This is a genomic window from Rhizobium sp. AN68, assembly GCF_030758035.1.
Classification (GTDB): Bacteria; Pseudomonadota; Alphaproteobacteria; order Rhizobiales; family Rhizobiaceae; genus Agrobacterium; species Agrobacterium tumefaciens.
Map to the genome: position 1 here is coordinate 1,584,470 of NZ_JARWMI010000002.1, position 17,786 is coordinate 1,602,255.

Sequence of the window (17,786 nt, forward strand, 5' to 3'; positions counted from 1 at the left end):
TTGGGGACCCATATTTGGTACCCGGCTCAGGAGGGGGAGTGCATGAAAGGAATTCGTCAGCTTGCCGATTATCTGGAGATATCGATAGGCACCGTTTCCCGTGCCTTGAACGGCAAGCCCGACGTTAACGAGGAGACGCGGCGGCGTGTTCTGGAGGCGGCGGAAAAACTTGGCTATGTCGCAAACCAGTCAGGCCGCAGCCTCAGGCAGGGGACGACTAACGTCATCGGCCTGATGACCGGCAGCGACGCGCAGACGGTGGAAAACTCCGACAACTTCTTCATGGGAGTGACGGATGGTTTGCAAAGCGTGTTTTCCGCTCACAATCTCGATCTTATCGTTCTGCCGTGTCCGGGTGAGGAAGACCCGGACGAATATCTCAAGCGCATGGTGGCGCGCCGCATGGTGGATGCGATGATCATTTCCTCGACCCGCCGTGTCGATAAGCGTGTCGATTTTTTAAAGCAGACCCGCTTGCCTTTCGTAACGCTCGGCCGCACCTCTGCCAGCGCCGATCATGCGTGGATCGATCTCGATTTCGAGGAGGTTGCGCGCAGTGCCGTCAACCGGCTCGCCGCTGCCGGCCATCGCACCATTGCGGTTGCCGCACCCGATAGCGACGTCAATCTCGGTTATGTTTTCATGGACGGGTACCGGCGCGGACTGGAGGAGAACGGCATTGCTTACGATCCTTCTCTGGTCATCCGGGCGAAATCGAGCGAGCAGGGCGGATATCACGCCGCCAGCGAGTGGCTACAGATGCGGCCGCGGCCAACCGCGCTTGTGCTGATCTATGAGTTGATGGCCCTTGGCCTTTATCGCCGTCTGGCGGAAGTGGGTCTGAAACCGGGACGGGATCTTGCGGTCATCGGTTTTCGTGATGGTCCACGCGGCCAGTTTCTCGAACCGCGATTGACCAGTTTCCGCATGTCCCTGCACGATCTCGGTGTAATGGTCGCGCAGACGCTTCTGTCTACCATGCCGGCCTATGCGCCGTTTTACCCAAATCAGGCGCGTTACTGCGTCTGGCCGATGCAGCTTGTCGCCGGAGAGAGCGACCCAGGCCCCGCATCTTTATAAGCGTGGCGTCAAGGCTTGTGGTCTCGAATGGTCGCAACGCCGAACGGATTGAATTTATATTCGTCCTCCTCATACCGCGTGTCATCGGACAGGTCGGCACGACGATCCTTCACGGCCGCTTCAACCCCGTTGCGGGTCATTTGATCGGCGATATCGTCAATCAGCGCGGCGATCTTCAGCTGCTCGCTATTTGTTGAGGGCTGCTGCTGGTCTTTTCGGGTGAAGTGTATCTCCACGTCAGGCAATCCGACCAGATGAAAGCCGACGCTCCCCATGCCGTCGGCATCGCCGCCGATGGGCCGGCGCGCGAAGGCTAGACGGCAGGTTCTGGCGAATGCCAGGGCGTCGTTTGCGGTCGCGTTACGGCGCGACTGTTCGAAGAGTTCCTTCCACCGCTGCACACCATGGGCAACGCCGGCGCTTTCACCCTTTACAGCAACTGCGCCACTATCGAGCATGTGGTGCACGAACATCAGGGCTTTACCGCAGGTCGCCACGGCTGTTTCCGCGGCCATTGACGGGCCAAGCACATAAAGAACCGAGCCGTGGCCTGCAACTGCCTCCTCGTCACTCTCCTGATAGGCGTCCGGCTCGACACGATCCCAGCAGACATTGAAGGAGCGTTCCATCCTGTCGTCCGGTTCATCCTGCGAATAATCCTCATCGAGACTGAAATCGCCGGCAAATTTATCGATAGCGGCGCGAGCGCTCTGCCGCAGCGCTGCCAGACCATTTTCCGGGCCAAGAAAACAAAGGACATGCCGGGGTTTGTATTCGGAGCGGGATTGGGCAACTGCCGGAACGTTGCTCGCGGCCTTGCCGACAGACGGTCTTCCCAGCACAAGGCCACCTAAAAGCGCGAGAACGCCACGACGCTCTGAATTCATCCCATTCCCCCCACGGCTCCCCTAAACAGGATCGAGGACTTTTATACCGGTACGGGCAAGTCTGACCATATCAAATACGTTGATCTATTTTTTGCAGGGCCGGACTTTTCGCAGGTGAACAGCAAAGCCTCAAGGTTGCGGCAACAACACGCCGACGGCGAATTCTTCGTCTGTTGTCGTGTGGCCAATCTGCGTTTTGCGATATTCGCTGGGGCTGAAGCCGCGCTCGGCACGAAGTGTACGGGAAAGGTGTGGGGCATCGCAAAACCCGGTGGCGAGCGCAATCTGGGTGATCGGGTCACGCGTGGTGCGCAGGAGGGAAAGGGCGCGGTCGAGCCGCAGCTCAAGATAGACCTTGGAGGGCGTTGCTTTCAGGTCTCCAAGGAAACGCCGTTCGAGGCTGCGTCGGCCAAGGCCGAGATCGCGCGCGAGTTCCAGCACGGTTCTCGGAACCTCGATGTTCTGCTGCATGCGCAGGATCGCCTTTCTGACCAGGGGATCGGTTGCCGTTCTGGTGCTCTGCTGGCCGGGCTGGGGTTTTTCGCCGCTGAGCGCACTGTCGATCATCATGATATTGAGGCTTTTGATGGCGGCCGACTGGCCGACATGGCGCTCCACAAGGAACGCGGCCAGATGCGCAGCACCATGGCCGCCCGAACAGGTCAGGCGGTTGCGATCTATGACGAAGAGCTGGTCGGAGACCATCTGCTCGGCGTCGAAACGATCGAGAAAATCCTGATGGTGGAACCAGCTCACGCAGCAGCGATAACCATCCAGCAGGCCGGCTTCATGTAGAATGAAAACGCCGGTGCAGAGCCCGATAAGGGGAGTGCCCGCTGCCGCACGGTCTTTCAGGAACCGCAATGCCTCCGGCGGCAGGGCGCTGTGGTCGCTGATCAATCCGCCGACAACAACGATATAGTCGTAATGCACGGCGTCGATGAGCCGCGTATCCGGTTGCACCTTCACACCACAGCTCGATTGCACATTGCCTAGGGTCGCCGACAGCACGGACCATTCGCACAGGATCGGCCGGGAACGGTCAGCCTCATCGGCAGCAAGACGCAGCACATCGACGAAATTGGCGAAGGCCGACAGCGTGAACCGGTCGGCGAGCAGGAAGGCGACGCTGAGGCGTTTCTTGGCGCGATGAGAGCTCATGGCGCAAATATTCACGCAAACAGACGCGATTGTCCAGCCCGGCCGCTGTAAATCTCCGTAGGCTTTTGAATACCGAGAGTTCCAACCAGCAGGCCCGCTCATGACGCGTTTTAATGCCTTCAATCTCCTGCGGAATGCCCTGACCGGCCACAAGAACTGGGACGAGCAATGGCCCGACAGCCAGCCAAAAGCCGAATATGACGTGGTCATCGTCGGCGCCGGCGGCCATGGTCTGGGTGCGGCCTATTATCTGGCCAGCCAGCACGGTATCACCAATGTCGCTGTCATCGACAAGGGCTGGCTCGGCGGCGGCAATACCGGCCGCAACACGACCATCATCCGCTCCAACTATCTCTACGACGAAAGCGCGCGTCTTTACGATCACGCCGTCGATCTGTGGGAAAACTTGAGCCAGGAACTGAACTACAACGTCATGTATTCGCGGCGCGGCGTGCTGATGCTCGCCCATAATGTCCACGACGTGCAGAGCTTCAAGCGCCACATCCATTCCAACCGTCTGAACGGTGTCGACAATCGCTGGCTTACCCCGGAAGAATGCAAGGAATATTGTCCGCCGCTGAGCATATCGCCAAACGCCCGCTACCCGGTGATGGGCGGTGCGCTTCAGGAACGTGCCGGCACGGCGCGCCACGATGCGGTTGCCTGGGGTTATGCGCGCGGTGCTGCCGCCCGTGGCGTCGATATCATCCAGAATTGCCCGGTCACCGCCATTCGCCGCAACGCCGACGGGTCCGTCGCGGGTGTCGAAACGGCGCGAGGTTTCATCAAGGCGAAAAAAGTTGCGGTTTCCGCTGCCGGCCACACCTCGGTGGTCATGGATACCGCAGGCGTGCGCCTGCCGCTCGAAAGCTATCCGCTGCAGGCTCTGGTATCCGAGCCGATCAAGCCGATCTTCCCCTGCGTGGTCATGTCGAATGCGGTTCACGCCTATATCAGCCAGTCCGACAAGGGTGAGCTGGTGATCGGTTCCGGCACGGATCAATATACCTCTTATTCGCAGCGCGGCGGCCTGCCGCTGATCGAACATACGATCGCCGCCATCGTCGAAATCTTCCCGATCTTCAACCGCATGCGGATGCTGCGCAAATGGGGCGGCATTGTTGATGTCACGCCGGATCGCTCGGCCATTCTCGGCAAGACGCCGGTCGACGGGCTTTATGTGAATTGCGGTTGGGGCACGGGTGGTTTCAAGGCCACGCCGGGCGCTGCCCACACCTTCGCCTGGACCATCGCGAAAAACGAACCGCACCCGATCAACGCGCCTTTCACGCTGGAGCGTTTCCGCTCCGGCCGCCTGATCGACGAGGCCGCCGCCGCTGCCGTGGCGCACTGAGGAGCTAACCCATGCTGCTGATCCGTTGCCCCTATTGCCATGAAACGCTGCCCGAAGCCGAATTCACCTATGCCGGGCAGGCCCATGTCGTGCGCGCGGCCGACCCCTCATCTCAGAGTGATGAACAGTGGGAAGAATTCCTGTTCATCCGCGAAAACGCCAGGGGTCCGCATTTCGAGCGCTGGCGGCACCTGCATGGCTGTGGCCGCTTCTTCAATGCCGTGCGTGACACGGTGAGCGACCGGTTCCTCACGACCTATCGCGCGGGCGAACCGCGTCCAGAGCTTTCTTCCCTGACCCGCGCACCAGCCAGCTCCGAGGTGTCGAAATGAACTCCTATCGCGTTTCCGGCCGTGGCCGGGTGGATGCCGCCCGCTCGGTAAGTTTCACCTTCGATGGGAAGACCTATCGCGGCGTAAAGGGGGATACGGTCGCCTCCGCGCTTCTCGCCAATGGCGTACATCTCATGGGCCGCTCGTTCAAATACCACCGCCCGCGCGGCCCTGTAGCGGCGGGTTCCGAGGAGCCGAATGCGCTGATCGGCACCCGCCGCGGCTCCGGCCGGCTCGAGCCAAATACCCGCGCCACGGTGCAGGAAATCTGGAGCGGGCTGGAAACCACCTCTCAGAACAAATATCCGAGCCTGAAATTCGATATCGGCGCAGTCAACGACATGGCCTATATGCTGTTTTCGGCGGGCTTTTACTACAAGACCTTCATGTGGCCGAAGAGCTTCTGGAACAAGGTCTATGAGCCCTTCATCCGCGCGGCGGCCGGTCTCGGCGTCTCGCCCACGGAAGAAGACCCCGATACCTATGCCTCGCGCAACCTGCATTGCGACGTGATGATCGTCGGCGCCGGTCCTGCGGGTCTGGCTGCGGCGCGCGCAGCGGCGGTCGATGGTCTCAAGGTCGTGCTGGTGGACGAAAATGCCGAAGCCGGCGGGACGCTGCTGTCCGAGCCGCAGGCGCAGATCGACGGCCAGCCAGCATGGAACTGGCTGGCGGACGAGTTGAAGGCGCTGAAGGAGCGCGGCGTCAGGGTCATGACCCGCACGACGGCGATTGCCTACTACCACCAGAACATGATTGGGCTTTGCGAAAAGCTGACCGACCATCTCGAAACCGTGACCAAGGACATGCCGCGTGAACGCCTGTGGCGGGTGCGGGCGCGCCATGTGGCGCTGGCGCAGGGGGCTCTCGAGAAACCGCTGGTCTTCCATGGCAATGATCGGCCGGGCGTGATGCTGGCGGGCTCCGCCCAGACCTATCTGAACCGCTATGGCGTCAAGGTCGGCAACAGGCCGGTGGTGGTGACGAGCCATGACAGCGCCTGGTATGCCGCCTTCGATCTTCATGGCGCAGGCGCGCGGGTGCAGGCCATCGTCGATACCCGTGCGAAGGTGCGCGAGGAACTGGTGAACGAGGCGCGCGCGCTCGGCATTCCGGTGCGGCTGTCGCATACCGTGACGGCGACTTCGGGCCGGTTGCGTGTGAAATCAGTCCGCGTCAATCCGGTGAATGGCTCCACGGTCGGCGCGGGGCAGGAAATCGCCTGTGATGCGTTGCTGATGTCTGGCGGCTGGACGCCGTCGCTGCATCTGTTTTCCCATACGCAGGGCAAGCTTGCCTGGGACGATCAGCGGACCACCTTCCTGCCGGCCATGACCAATGAGGATTGTGCAATTGCCGGCGCCGGGCGCGGGCTTTGGGGCATTGAAGCGGTGCTGAAGGATGGCGCCGAGCAGGGCCGGAAGATCGCTGCAGCCCTGGGCAAGACGGGCGATACCCGCGACTATGCGGTGGAGCACGACCGCACCGGCGGCGGCGTATCGCTGACGGAATTGCCGAGCGATCGCGATGCCGGCAAGGCCAAGGCCTTCGTCGATTACCAGAACGACGTGACCGCAAAGGATCTGCGGCTGGCCGTGCGCGAGGGCATGCGCTCCATCGAGCACGTCAAGCGCTACACCACCAACGGCATGGCGACCGATCAGGGCAAGATGTCCAATATCAACGGCCTCAACATCGCGGCAGAAGCGCTCGGCAAACGCCAGCCGGAAGTAGGCCTCACGACCTTCCGCCCACCCTATACGCCGACGACCTTCGGCGCTTTCGCCGGTTATCATCGCGGCCAGCATTTCGAGGTGACGCGCAAGACGCAGATCGACAGCTGGGCTGAAGAGCATGGCGCGGTTTACGAACCGGTCGGCCAATGGCGGCGCGCCTGGTACTTCCCCAAACCAGGTGAAGACATGGATGCGGCAGTCGGCCGCGAATGCCGGGCGGTGCGGCAAAGCCTCGGCATGTTCGACGCCTCGACGCTCGGCAAGATCGAGGTCGTCGGGCCGGATGCGGTCGAGTTCATGAACCGCATGTACACCAACCCGTGGTCGAAGCTCGCGCCCGGCCGCTGCCGTTACGGCCTGCTTCTGGGTGATGACGGCTTCATTCGCGACGACGGCGTCATCGGCCGCATGACCGAGGATCGCTTCCACGTCACCACCACCACCGGCGGTGCGGCAAGGGTGATGAACATGATGGAAGATTACCTCCAGACCGAATGGCCTGATCTCAACGTCTGGCTGACTTCCACCACCGAGCAATGGTCTACCATTGCGCTGAACGGCCCGAATGCGGCAAAGCTGCTCGCTCCGCTGGTCGAGGGCGTCGAGCTGACGGAAGAGGCTTTCCCGCATATGTCCTGCGCGGAATGCACGGTGGCCGGCATGCCGGCGCGGCTGTTCCGGGTGTCGTTCACCGGCGAGATCGGCTTCGAAGTCAACGTGCCCGCGCCGCTCGGCCGCAAACTCTGGGAAATCCTGTGGGAGGCCGGCCAGCAATACGGCATCACCGCCTATGGCACGGAAACCATGCATGTGCTGCGTGCCGAAAAGGGTTACATCATCGTCGGCCAGGATACCGACGGCACGGTCACGCCCTATGATGCCGCGATGGGCTGGGCCGTGGGCAAGACCAAACCGGATTTCGTCGGCAAGCGTGGCCTCGCGCGCCCCGATCTCGTCGCCAAGGGCCGTCGTCACCTCGTCGGTCTTCTGACCGAAGACCGCTCGAAGCTGGAAGAGGGCGCGCAGATTGTCTTCGATCCGAAGCAGCCTATCCCGATGAAAATGGTCGGTCATGTCACCTCATCCTATCATTCGGATGCGGTTGGCCAGCCGATTGCGCTGGCGCTGGTCGAGGGCGGCCATGAGCGGATGGGAGAGACCGTCTATATTCCGATGCCCGAACGCACGATTGCCGCAAAAATCACCGGGATGGTCTTTGTCGATCCCGAAAACACCCGCCTGAAGATCTGACCCGGAGATGACAATGAACATGCGCGTTTCCTCCCCCGTTCCCGGCACGCTGGCCGAGAGCAAAGCAGCCCGGGTCAGCATATTGGCCGCGCAGGGGCGGCTGTCGCTGCGTGCGCGCGGCGATCTGGTCCCGCTCAATACAGCCCTTGGCCTGACCCTGCCCGACCGGATCGGCGCTCGCACTGCTGCAGGCGAAATCGAGGCCGTGCGCCTTGGCCCCGACGAATGGACGATCCTTGCTCCCGTTGGCGCGGTCGACGGGGTGATTGCGGCCTGCGCTGGCGTTTATGCCGGCCATCCGCATAGTCTCGTCGATATTTCCAGAAGGGAAGTGACGCTCGCGATCAAGGGGCCGCTCGCCGCCGAGCTTTTGACACTCGGCTGCGCCCGCGACATCGACACCATTCCGGTTGGCGAGGCCCGCAGAACGATTTTCGATGGCGTGACCGTGGTGCTGTGGCGCGATGCGCCGGATGGTTTCCGTATGGATATCTGGAACAGTTTCGCGCCGCATCTCGGCCATTTGCTTGAAACCGGCTGCAAGGAACTTGCCGCCGAAATCGCCTGATTCTTGAGGAGGAAACAATGCTCAACCGTCTGTCCCATAATGCCGTTTCGGATACGGTGATTGCCGACGCCATCGCCGAGGAACTCGATCGCCAGAAAACCCAGATTGAACTGATCGCTTCGGAGAATATCGTGTCCGCCGACGTTCTGGCGGCGCAAGGCTCGGTGCTGACCAACAAATATGCCGAAGGTTATCCCGGCAAACGCTATTATGGCGGCTGCGAATTCGTCGACAAGGTTGAGCAGGTCGCCATCGACCGGCTGAAGCAACTTTTCGGCGCGGAGTTCGCGAACGTTCAGCCGCATTCCGGCGCGCAGGCCAATCAGGCGGTGTTTCTGGCACTTCTTCAGCCGGGCGACCGAATCATGGGGCTTTCGCTGGCCCATGGCGGCCACCTGACCCACGGTTCGCCGGTCACCATGTCGGGCAAGTGGTTCGATGTCGTCTCCTATGAGGTGGATGCAGAGACGCATCTGATCGATATGGAAAAGGTGCGGGCAAAGGCGCTGGAAACCAGGCCGAAGCTGATCGTCGCAGGCGCCTCGGCCTATCCGCGCCAGATCGATTTCGAAGGCTTCCGCAAGATCGCCGACGAAGTTGGCGCATGGCTGATGGTCGACATGGCCCATTATGCCGGCCTGATCGCCGGCGGCAAATATCCAAATCCGGTGCCGCACGCCCATGTCGTCACCTCCACCACCCACAAGACCCTGCGCGGCCCTCGCGGCGGCGTAATTCTGACCAACGATGCCGATCTGGCGAAGAAGCTGAATTCGGCCGTCTTCCCCGGCAATCAGGGCGGCCCGCTGATGCATGTCATCGCTGCCAAGGCCGTTGCCTTCGGCGAGGCGCTGCGGCCGGACTTTGCCGACTACGCCGGTCAGGTCATCGCCAATGCACAGGCTCTGGCGCGAGTGCTGACGGATGGCGGTCTGGGGATCGTGTCTGGTGGAACCGACAGCCATATGGTTCTGGTCGATCTGCGTCCGAAGGGCGTTAGCGGCAAGGTTGCCGAAATCGCTCTTGAGCGGGCAGGCCTCACCTGCAACAAGAACTCCATTCCCAACGACCCGGAAAAGCCCTTCGTCACCTCGGGTATCCGGCTCGGTAGTTCGGCCGGCACCACGCGCGGTTTCGGCGTGGCCGAATTTGAGCGCATCGGCGTGCTGATCCTGCGCGTCATCGACGCGCTGGCTGTCAGTGCCGAAGGCAATGCTGAGATTGAGGCGAACGTGCGGGCCGAGGTTGCTGCGCTGTGTGAGGACTTCCCGATCTACGGCGCGTAACACGCTATTATCGGTCTCGTTAGCCATGATCGGGCAGGGCGGCATCACCGCCAATGTGCCCGATCGCTGATCCATCAAGGGGAGCAGGATTTGACCAGCTATGTCATGAAAGTCTCGTGCCCGGCACGCAGCGGCATCGTTGCCGCCGTGTCCGGATATCTCGCGCGGTCCGGCTGCAACATCAACGACAGTTCGCAATTCACCGACCTGGAAACGGGCCGCTTTTTCATGCGGCTGAGCTTCGTTTCGGAGGAAGGGATGGAACCCGCTGCTCTCGTCGCAGGGTTCGCTTCCGTCGCCGCCGATTTCGACATGGAATACGATATCCATGATCTCTCGCGGAAAACGAAAGTCGTGATCATGGTTTCACGCTTCGGCCATTGCCTGAACGATCTGCTTTATCGTTCCCACATTGGTGCATTGCCTGTGGAGATTGTCGCTGTCATCTCCAATCACCTCGAATATCAGAAGCAGGTGGTGAACGAGGATATTCCCTTTCACCACATTCGCGTCACGCCGGAGACGAAACCGGAAGCCGAGGCGGCCATACTGCAGGTGGTGCGCGATGCAGGCGCCGAACTCGTCGTGCTGGCGCGCTACATGCAGGTTCTGTCGGAACGGCTGTGCCAGGAAATGTCTGGCCGCATCATCAACATCCACCACTCCTTCCTGCCTTCCTTCAAGGGCGCAAACCCTTACAAGCAGGCCTATGAGCGCGGCGTGCGACTGATCGGCGCGACGGCCCATTACGTCACCGCTGATCTCGATGAAGGCCCGATCATCGAACAGGACACGATCCGCGTCACCCATGCCCAGAGCGGCATGGATTATGTGAGCCTCGGGAGGGACGTGGAAAGCCAGGTTCTGGCGCGCGCCATTCATGCCCATATCCATCACCGTGTCTTCCTCAACGGCAACAAGACCGTGGTGTTTCCAGCTTCGCCGGGCGAATATATGTCCGAACGAATGGGCTAAGGTTGGGGCGCGGTTGCCGGAGGCCTATTCTTCCACCGGCCCCGTCCCGTCGCTTGCTTCGGGCTCCTGTGGCCGCGCGCTTCGTGTAGATGTGGGATAGGCGCCCGCCATGCTGGCGAACTGGATGTCGTTTTGCGCAAAGGCATCCTTCAGCATCGAATAGGCCTTGCGGCGCACCATGGAGGATTGCCCGCCGGCGCGCAGCATCATGCCGAAACCAAGCGTCATGCCATATTCGCCGAATTGCTCGACGCCCTTCAGCTTGACGGTTTCGATCAGGAACTGTCCGAATTCCGGGTCTTCCTTCAGCGCCTTACCGATCTCCTTGGTAATGGCCCGGACCTTGGCAATGTCAGTATCGAAGGCGACCGTGACGAGGAATTTGTCGATCGACCAGTCGCGGCTCATATTTTCGACGGCGCCGAGCGATCCGAACGGGACGGTGAAAATCGGGCCGCGATGGTGCCGCAGTTTGACCGAGCGGATGCTGAAGGATTCCACCGTGCCGCGATAGGAACCGCTCTGGATGTATTCGCCGACGCGGAAGGCGTCGTCGATCATGTAGAACACGCCGCTGATGATGTCCTTGACCAGCGTCTGCGAACCGAAACCGATGGCGATGCCGAAGATGCCGGCGCTCGCCAGCAGCGGCCCGATATTGACGCCGAGTTCCGAAAGTGCCGTCATGACCGCAACCGCGGCGATGATGATGCCGAGCATGTTGCGAAGGATCGGCAGAATGGTCAAAAGCCGGTCATCTTGCGGCTGGCCCACACCCGGTTGGCCGCTCATCGGGTTGCCGGCGGGTGTACTCAACTCCAGCCGCCGTGCGATCATCGACTTGATGGCGATCCAGACGAGATCGGCGAGAAGCAGGATCAGCGCCCCGTGCAGGACGCCGACGACGATCGACGTCAGCAATGCGCCATCGGGCAGGGAATTCGGATGCGCGCGCACGAGGAAGATCAGCCACAGGATGGCAGTCCCGACGATTGCAAGCCGCACGCCTCGCTCGAACAGAACCGGGCGAAGATCGCTTTGCCCATAGGTGCCGATGTCGGTTGCCAGCTTTCGCGCCGCGATGCCAAGCGTCGAGGCAAGGCCGGGCAGAACCAGCGCATAAAGCCCGATCCAGAACAGGACCCCGGCGCCGGCGAGCCGCAACCCGAAGAGGATGATGAGGCCGAAGATCAGCGCGACATCGATTGACCTAGCCCGCTCCGAGCGGCGATCGCCGACCGGACGACGCCAGATCCAGATGCATGCGAGCAGGAACAGCAGGCCGACCATGGCGGAGGACAAAAGCCCAAGCGTGTCACGCGGGACATCGAGATTCTCGAGCGTCCTGAGTAATGCCCAGAAGACGCCGGCAAGGGTCAGGAGCCATGTCCAGCGGACGATCCAGAAATCGCGCCGGGCATTGGCCTCGCGGCCAACGACCCGCCGCAGCAGGCCCGTGAAGGCAAAAAGCAGCGGCAACACGATGCTGGTTGCAAGCCAGGGCAGGAGAACGGCGCTCAGCAAAGGTGACCACTGGATGGCAAGGAACATGGCGGTGGCAGCAATGCCGTAGCCGAAGACGGGCAAAAGCCTCCGCGATACGACAGACGAGGCCTCCTTGCCGATATCCGCGACGTTCCTGCGGGAGGCCTGCATCGCTATGATCCGGTTCGTGGTAATGCCGCCGGCAAGGCCCGCACCGAACAGGATGGATACGTGCAGCAAAAAGACGGCTGCACCGTAGTTGCTGATCTCGTCGCAAAGCCTTCCCAGCGCCGCGATGATCTGCGTGGACATGCCGGGCAGGTCCCTTGCGAGGCGGCCTAGGTGTTCGCGCCGCTTGCTTGCCCATTGGTCGAGATCGCTCAACTGGCTCTGCGGCGTCAGTTCTGGCGGCTGCTCTGTGCCGGCCGCCGCAAGCTTCTGTGTGAGAAGGGCACGAACATCGTCCTGTCCCAGAAGCTGTAGCAACTGGTCGACTTTCTGCTCTGTCGTCTGTTCCGTAGGGGCCGGTCTCGCTGGCGGCGGTAGTTCCTGCGCAGCTAGGCTCGCCGCGCCAAGTACGAAAACTGCGATGGCAGCCGCCATCACTCGGAAAAGGGAGGGAAGGGTGGTCATCGGTCCGCTCCACACCATCCAGGCAGATGCCGCGCATCGCGCGAGCGTGCCAGTTGCATCGCTTCCTCAACCGCGTCCTCGAAGGAATGTCGCAGCTTCTTGCCACCCACCCGGCGGCGCAGGAAATCCGCCCAGAGGAATTCACTGAAGGGAGCGTCTATTTTGGCAAAACCGCCAGCGTCGCGAATCGCGCCGGCCAGCGCGCGGAAGGGATCGTCCTTGAGATCGACGATCCGTTTGGGAAGATGTTCGATAGGATGGCGCACGCCATCCACGTCGAAAGGATAGACGAAGTTGCGATGGTCCATCACCGACCAGAATTCCTGCCGGTCGAGATGGGAAAGATCGGCAACGATACTGGTTAGTACATGTTTCACGCCTTCCTCATGCAAGGCTAAAGCGAGGTGGTGGTGGTCCACCAGATAAAGACGTTGTTTGTGACCAAGGACGACGGGTACCATATGGTGTCCGAGGAAGTCGGCTCCCTTTTCCTCACGGATGGCGGCCCATTGCCGCCGCTTGTCCTCCACCTCGCGCAGACCGACTGTCATCTGCGTTGGTTTGAGTGAGGTGATTTCAACCGGGGTCAGATGCGGTTCAAGATTGTGTGGCACGGCTGTCCTCCCGATGCATGGCCGCCGTCACGGCATCATCGACACTGAAATTGCTGCGCGCCACCATGTCGGATCCGCCGCCAGCAAGCAGCAGATCCTTCACATGGTCGTGCATGCGCGCATAATAGACCACGATGCTGCTGCGCTGCATCGCTGCATCGAACTCCAGCAACGCATCAAGCGCGGTGGAATCCAGTTCGAATGTTTCCTCAAGGCTGACAATTGCGATGTGCAGTTCCGGCCGCGCAACGATGTATTTGGTAACGGCGGCAAGGATCGGTTCCGCATTGCCGAAGAAAAGCGGCTGTGCGGGCCGGAGAATAATCATGCCTGACACATCCTTCGCATCCGGGTGGCGTTCCATGTCGACAAAGTCGTGGCTATCGCCCAGCCGGCCAAGATGCATGACATGCGGTAGGGAAAGCCGGCGAACGAAGACGGCGAAGGAAAGGGCGACGGCGACAAGCATGCCGTTTAGCACACCGAAGGCAAGTACGCTGGCTGCGGCGGCAAGTGCCAGATAGGCGTCGTTGCCGAGCCGCCATAAACGGATGATCGGCGCGGGGTCGAGCGCATGCAGCAGCGCCACGGCGATCACGGCGGCAAGGACTGCTTCCGGGATGAAAGCGAACCAGCTGGCGGCGAGCAGGCTGAAGACCGCCAGGCCGATTGCGGCGATGGCAGAGGCAAGCCGGCTTTGCGGCCCAACCGCCTCGCTTGCTGCGCCTGCGGAAAAACCCGCACCAACCGGCATACCCTGCATGGCGGCGCTGGCGATATTGGCAAGCCCGAATGCTCTGAGTTCGCGATTGGAATCGACAATCTCGCCATGGCGAAGCGAAAGGCTTCGGATGGTGCCCCATGATTCCGCAAAGAGGATGAGGACGAGTGGCGGCGCGAAGCGGGCAACATGCGCGACATCGTCGAGCGACACCGAAAACGGGCCGGCCCATATGCCGGCAAGATCGATCTGGCCGACGACGGCTACGCCCCGACTTTGAAGGTTGAGCAGGATCGAGATGGCAATTCCTGCCACGATGACGACGAGGCTGCCGGGAATGGCGGGGCTCCTGCGCAGGAGAAGCAGCACGGCGAGTGCCGCAACGCCGACGGCGATGCTTTCAAGGCTCCAGTCCTGCGGGCGGGAGAGGATTTGCAGGAGAATGGAAAGCGGCTCGCCCGACTGCGCCTTTATCCCGAAGAGGCTCGGCAATTGCTTTATGGTGATCAGAATGGCGAGGCCGAAGGCAAAACCGCGCAGCACCGGGCGCGAGATCACACTCGACAGGGCGCCGAGCCGCGTGGCAGCTGCAAGCAGAAACAGCAGGCCCACCAGAGCGACCGTAATGGCAACGAGCAGCATCTTTTGCGCTGGTGTGACCGAGAGCGTCGCAAGCATTGCCGCCAGGATTGCGGCGGAGGAGGATGTGGGCGAGACGACCGCAAAACGGCTCTGGCCAAAAATGGCATAGACGATGCAGCCCATGATGGCGGCAAGGATGGCGTGCTGGGCTGGAACGCCGGCAATCCCCGAATAGGCGATCGCTTCCGGTAACATCAGGCCGGCAATCGACAACCCCGCCACCACATCGCGCCGGTTGAGTGTCATGGGCATGGAATTGCAACCGCATTGGCGGTGATAAGGGCAAGGACAATTCCACCGGTTAAGATCACGATTCTCCACCATGTTCCCGCGACGCGATGAAGGTTCACCCAATGCGCATACGAGTCAAAGTTTAAATCGCGCCCCCGAAATATTTCGGCTCTTCCGGATGTTGCTTAACGCTGGAGATCGTCCGGCAGGCAGGACGAGCGCCATTTCGGCCAGGCCGCTTCAGCCACCATACTGATCGTCCGTGACGTGCTCCATCCAGTCCACGACCTTGCCGTCTTTCACTTCCTGAAGCGCGATATGCGTCATGGCGACATCGGGTGCCGCCCCGTGCCAGTGCCTTTCGCCCGGCGCGAACCACACGGTATCGCCGGGGCGGATTTCTTCCACGGGGCCACCCTCGCGCTGCACCCTTCCAAACCCTGAAACCACGATCAGGGTCTGTCCGAGCGGGTGCGTGTGCCATGCGGTTCGCGCGCCTGGTTCGAAGGTGACCTGAGCGCCCTGCACCCGCTCTGCATCGAACGGGTTGAACAGAGGATCGATACGGACCGTGCCGGTAAACCATGCCTCGGGGCCTTTGGTTGAGGCCCGTGTTCCCGCGCGCAATATTTCCATGGTCATTCTCCTGACTGGTATCGTGTGGGGGGATTTGAAGCGGTAATGCCTCTCTTGTCCACTGGCGAGTGAAAATTCAGTCAGGCCGCATCGACCCTTGGTCACGGGTGACAGGAACCGGATCTCCGCTATGCCGAGACCCGGTTCCGCCTAAGCCAAAGCGTCAGCCGATCTGCGCGTTGTCGTCACGCTTGATGGCGATAACGGTGGAGCGCGGCAGCTTGCCTTCGCCATCCGGGAAGGGGGCGTCGGGGTGCTGGATGCCGACGAAGTGGGTACGCTTGTCGCCGGACCATGTCTGGCCGGTAACTTCGGAACCCTTCGGCGCGGTCAGGAAACGCTCGATACGGCCGGTGGCCGGATCGCCTGCCAGCATCTGGTTATTGCCCTGGCCGGCGAAGTTGCCTTCGTTGCTGTCCTCTCCGTCGGTCTGGATCCAGAGGAGACCGGTCGAGTCAAACATCATGCCATCGGGCGAGTTGAACATGTTGCCTTCGTTGATGTTCGAAGAGCCGGCATAGGCATCCTTGTGAACGGTGGGGTTGCCGGCCATGCAGAACAGGTCCCACTTGAATCTGCCGTCCGCGTGATCGTCGTTTTCCGGGTACCAGCGCACGATCTGGCCGTATTCGTTCTTTTCGCGCGGGTTGGCAGCATTGATCGCCATGGCGTCGCCGCCAGCATTGGCGCGCAACTTGCCGTCTTTCATTTCGCCGCGACGGCTGTTGTTGGTAAGGGCGCAATAGGCTTCGATGGCGACCGGGTTGATGGCGACCCATTCCGGGCGGTCCATCGTTGTCGCGCCCACCTTGGAAGCGGCCTGACGGGTGAAGACGCAGATTTCATCGATCTTCATGCCTGTCGTCTCAGGCGTTAGAGCCAGCCATTCACCAGCGCCGTCGTCCGAGAACCTGGCGACGTAGAGCGTGCCTTCGTCTAGCAGTTTCGAGGTGTCGCCACCGGGCACGTAAATGCCGTTGGAGACGAATTTGTAGAGGAATTCGCCACGCTCGTCATCGCCCATGTAAACCACCACGCGGCCGTCACGCGCGATCACCACAGCGGCGTTTTCGTGCTTGATGCGGCCAAGGGCGGTGCGCTTGATCGGGGTGGAGGAGGCGTCCGAAGGATCGATCTCAACCACGTAACCGGCGCGGCGCGGCTCGTTGGGGTTCTTGGCGACATCGAAACGCGCATCGAACTTCTCATAGGCGTAACGGGTCTCGGCGACGATGCCGTAGCGCTTGTAGTCATCCGGCAGCTTGAAGGCGGCATCAGTGGTACCGAAATAGCCGTTGAAGTTTTCCTCGCAGGTGAGGTAGGTGCCCCAGGGCGTGCGGCCGGCGCCGCAATTGTTGAAGGTCCCCAGACAGTCGACACCCTTCGGATCTGCGGCGGTCTTGACGAGGTCCGAGCCTGCGGCCGGGCCGGAAAGCTTCATCGGGGTGTTGTGGTGAATACGGCGGTTGAACGGGCTGTCGAGAACGATTTCCCAGCCTCCGGTGCCTTCCGCAACTTCCATGACGGTGACGCCCTGCATGTTCTGCAGGATCTTGACGTCGTCGGCCGTTTTCGGGTTGCCCTTTTCGGCATGCGGCAGGTTGGTTTCGGGGTTTACATATTCATGGTTGACGGCGATCAGCTGGTGATTGCCAACCATGAACAGTTCCATGCCGTCAGTATTTTCGCCGAAGACCTTGTCGGAGTTTTCAACGCTGACACCCTTGGTAGGGTCGAGGTCGGGCACGTTGGAGAACAGCGGCTGGCCCCACTTGGCGACTGGCTTCCAGCTGTAGCCTTCCGGCACGTGAATGGTGTGGTCGGTCGCGGCAGCCACCGGCTTGAAGGGGAAACGGCCGGCTGCCGCTTCCTGCGCTTCCGCCGAGGTGCTGGTCATCAGGTTGCCGAGCGTGCCCATGGCTGCTGCGGCCGAACCGAAGGCAAGCACGCCACCGAGAAAGCCGCGGCGGGAAATCGCGGTCTCGACCACCCGGTCGAAATCGGTTTCGGCCGGCGGCGGGTTTTGCAGCTCGTCCCACGCATCCCAGGAAAGCTTGCTCGTATCGATGTCGGTCATATCGTATCTCCACCGTTGCATGTTTGGAATCATTCCAACACGGTGCGTACCGTTTCAGTGTTTCACACAAATGACGGGAATAACGACTTTAAATATGATCTTCACAGAAAACGATTC

14 protein-coding genes are annotated in these 17,786 nt (G+C 61.2%); 7 read left to right on the top strand and 7 right to left on the bottom strand.

Annotation, left to right across the window (positions count from 1 at the left end; all coding sequences use genetic code 11):
* The first annotated feature begins 42 nt into the window (after positions 1 to 42).
* The gene (locus tag RBH71_RS10680; RefSeq protein ID WP_323687276.1) at positions 43 to 1,080 is read left to right on the top strand and encodes a LacI family DNA-binding transcriptional regulator; all 1,038 of its coding nucleotides are present in this window, start codon (positions 43 to 45) and stop codon (positions 1,078 to 1,080) included.
* An 8-nt stretch (positions 1,081 to 1,088) separates the two neighbouring features.
* Here the strand turns inward: RBH71_RS10680 and RBH71_RS10685 are convergent, their stop codons facing one another.
* Positions 1,089 to 1,967: a hypothetical protein gene (locus RBH71_RS10685; protein ID WP_038494899.1), complete on the bottom strand. Its 879-nt coding sequence runs from the start codon at positions 1,965 to 1,967 to the stop codon at positions 1,089 to 1,091.
* Positions 1,968 to 2,096: 129 nt separating this feature from the next.
* Positions 2,097 to 3,128 (bottom strand): GlxA family transcriptional regulator, encoded by a 1,032-nt coding sequence (locus tag RBH71_RS10690; RefSeq protein WP_019566906.1) that lies wholly within the window; start codon positions 3,126 to 3,128, stop codon positions 2,097 to 2,099.
* 100 nt (positions 3,129 to 3,228) lie between these two features.
* Here RBH71_RS10690 and RBH71_RS10695 point away from each other — a divergent pair, with 100 nt between their 5' ends.
* From RBH71_RS10695 to purU, 6 genes are all read left to right on the top strand, one after another.
* Positions 3,229 to 4,482 carry a sarcosine oxidase subunit beta family protein gene (locus RBH71_RS10695; RefSeq protein WP_003518155.1) on the top strand — a complete coding sequence of 418 codons (1,254 nt, stop codon included), beginning with the start codon at positions 3,229 to 3,231 and terminating at the stop codon, positions 4,480 to 4,482.
* 11 nt (positions 4,483 to 4,493) lie between these two features.
* Positions 4,494 to 4,814 carry a sarcosine oxidase subunit delta gene (locus RBH71_RS10700; protein ID WP_003518154.1) on the top strand — a complete coding sequence of 107 codons (321 nt, stop codon included), beginning with the start codon at positions 4,494 to 4,496 and terminating at the stop codon, positions 4,812 to 4,814.
* Entirely contained in the window at positions 4,811 to 7,801 is a 2,991-nt protein-coding gene (locus RBH71_RS10705) for a sarcosine oxidase subunit alpha (RefSeq protein ID WP_323687278.1), read from the top strand. The genes RBH71_RS10700 and RBH71_RS10705 overlap by 4 nt, the downstream gene beginning before the upstream one ends.
* Before the next feature lie 13 nt (positions 7,802 to 7,814).
* Positions 7,815 to 8,369 (top strand): sarcosine oxidase subunit gamma family protein, encoded by a 555-nt coding sequence (gene soxG, locus RBH71_RS10710; protein WP_038494909.1) that lies wholly within the window; start codon positions 7,815 to 7,817, stop codon positions 8,367 to 8,369.
* 17 nt (positions 8,370 to 8,386) lie between these two features.
* Complete coding sequence (gene glyA / locus RBH71_RS10715; protein ID WP_038494912.1) at positions 8,387 to 9,655, top strand: serine hydroxymethyltransferase; 1,269 nt, start codon at positions 8,387 to 8,389, stop codon at positions 9,653 to 9,655.
* A 90-nt stretch (positions 9,656 to 9,745) separates the two neighbouring features.
* Positions 9,746 to 10,630 (top strand): formyltetrahydrofolate deformylase, encoded by an 885-nt coding sequence (purU, locus tag RBH71_RS10720; RefSeq protein ID WP_013762268.1) that lies wholly within the window; start codon positions 9,746 to 9,748, stop codon positions 10,628 to 10,630.
* 24 nt (positions 10,631 to 10,654) lie between these two features.
* Here purU and RBH71_RS10725 read toward each other — a convergent pair whose 3' ends face one another.
* The 5 genes from RBH71_RS10725 to RBH71_RS10745 form a co-directional block, all read right to left on the bottom strand.
* On the bottom strand, positions 10,655 to 12,748 hold the full coding sequence (locus RBH71_RS10725; protein WP_323687279.1) for a mechanosensitive ion channel family protein: 2,094 nt from the start codon (positions 12,746 to 12,748) through the stop codon (positions 10,655 to 10,657).
* Entirely contained in the window at positions 12,745 to 13,362 is a 618-nt protein-coding gene (locus RBH71_RS10730; protein WP_038494918.1) for a ParB-like protein, read from the bottom strand. The genes RBH71_RS10725 and RBH71_RS10730 overlap by 4 nt, the downstream gene beginning before the upstream one ends.
* Positions 13,346 to 14,977, bottom strand: coding sequence for a SulP family inorganic anion transporter (locus RBH71_RS10735; protein ID WP_416349312.1), 1,632 nt, complete (start codon positions 14,975 to 14,977; stop codon positions 13,346 to 13,348). The genes RBH71_RS10730 and RBH71_RS10735 overlap by 17 nt, the downstream gene beginning before the upstream one ends.
* A 219-nt stretch (positions 14,978 to 15,196) precedes the next feature.
* Positions 15,197 to 15,592 carry a cupin domain-containing protein gene (locus RBH71_RS10740; protein ID WP_003518141.1) on the bottom strand — a complete coding sequence of 132 codons (396 nt, stop codon included), beginning with the start codon at positions 15,590 to 15,592 and terminating at the stop codon, positions 15,197 to 15,199.
* A gap of 163 nt (positions 15,593 to 15,755) precedes the next feature.
* A complete protein-coding gene (locus tag RBH71_RS10745) occupies positions 15,756 to 17,669 on the bottom strand; it encodes a PhoX family protein (RefSeq protein WP_025595095.1) in 1,914 nt (637 codons plus the stop codon).
* Positions 17,670 to 17,786: the final 117 nt, after the last annotated feature.

Bases quoted from the DNA above. Each gene is read 5' to 3' on its own strand.
- RBH71_RS10680 (WP_323687276.1), top strand. From the start codon at position 43: ATGAAAGGAATTCGTCAGCTTGCCGATTATCTGGAGATATCGATAGGC.
- RBH71_RS10685 (WP_038494899.1), bottom strand. From the start codon at position 1,967: ATGAATTCAGAGCGTCGTGGCGTTCTCGCGCTTTTAGGTGGCCTTGTG.
- RBH71_RS10690 (WP_019566906.1), bottom strand. From the start codon at position 3,128: ATGAGCTCTCATCGCGCCAAGAAACGCCTCAGCGTCGCCTTCCTGCTC.
- RBH71_RS10695 (WP_003518155.1), top strand. From the start codon at position 3,229: ATGACGCGTTTTAATGCCTTCAATCTCCTGCGGAATGCCCTGACCGGC.
- RBH71_RS10700 (WP_003518154.1), top strand. From the start codon at position 4,494: ATGCTGCTGATCCGTTGCCCCTATTGCCATGAAACGCTGCCCGAAGCC.
- RBH71_RS10705 (WP_323687278.1), top strand. From the start codon at position 4,811: ATGAACTCCTATCGCGTTTCCGGCCGTGGCCGGGTGGATGCCGCCCGC.
- soxG (WP_038494909.1), top strand. From the start codon at position 7,815: ATGAACATGCGCGTTTCCTCCCCCGTTCCCGGCACGCTGGCCGAGAGC.
- glyA (WP_038494912.1), top strand. From the start codon at position 8,387: ATGCTCAACCGTCTGTCCCATAATGCCGTTTCGGATACGGTGATTGCC.
- RBH71_RS10725 (WP_323687279.1), bottom strand. From the start codon at position 12,748: ATGACCACCCTTCCCTCCCTTTTCCGAGTGATGGCGGCTGCCATCGCA.
- RBH71_RS10735 (WP_416349312.1), bottom strand. From the start codon at position 14,977: ATGCCCATGACACTCAACCGGCGCGATGTGGTGGCGGGGTTGTCGATT.
- RBH71_RS10740 (WP_003518141.1), bottom strand. From the start codon at position 15,592: ATGGAAATATTGCGCGCGGGAACACGGGCCTCAACCAAAGGCCCCGAG.
- RBH71_RS10745 (WP_025595095.1), bottom strand. From the start codon at position 17,669: ATGACCGACATCGATACGAGCAAGCTTTCCTGGGATGCGTGGGACGAG.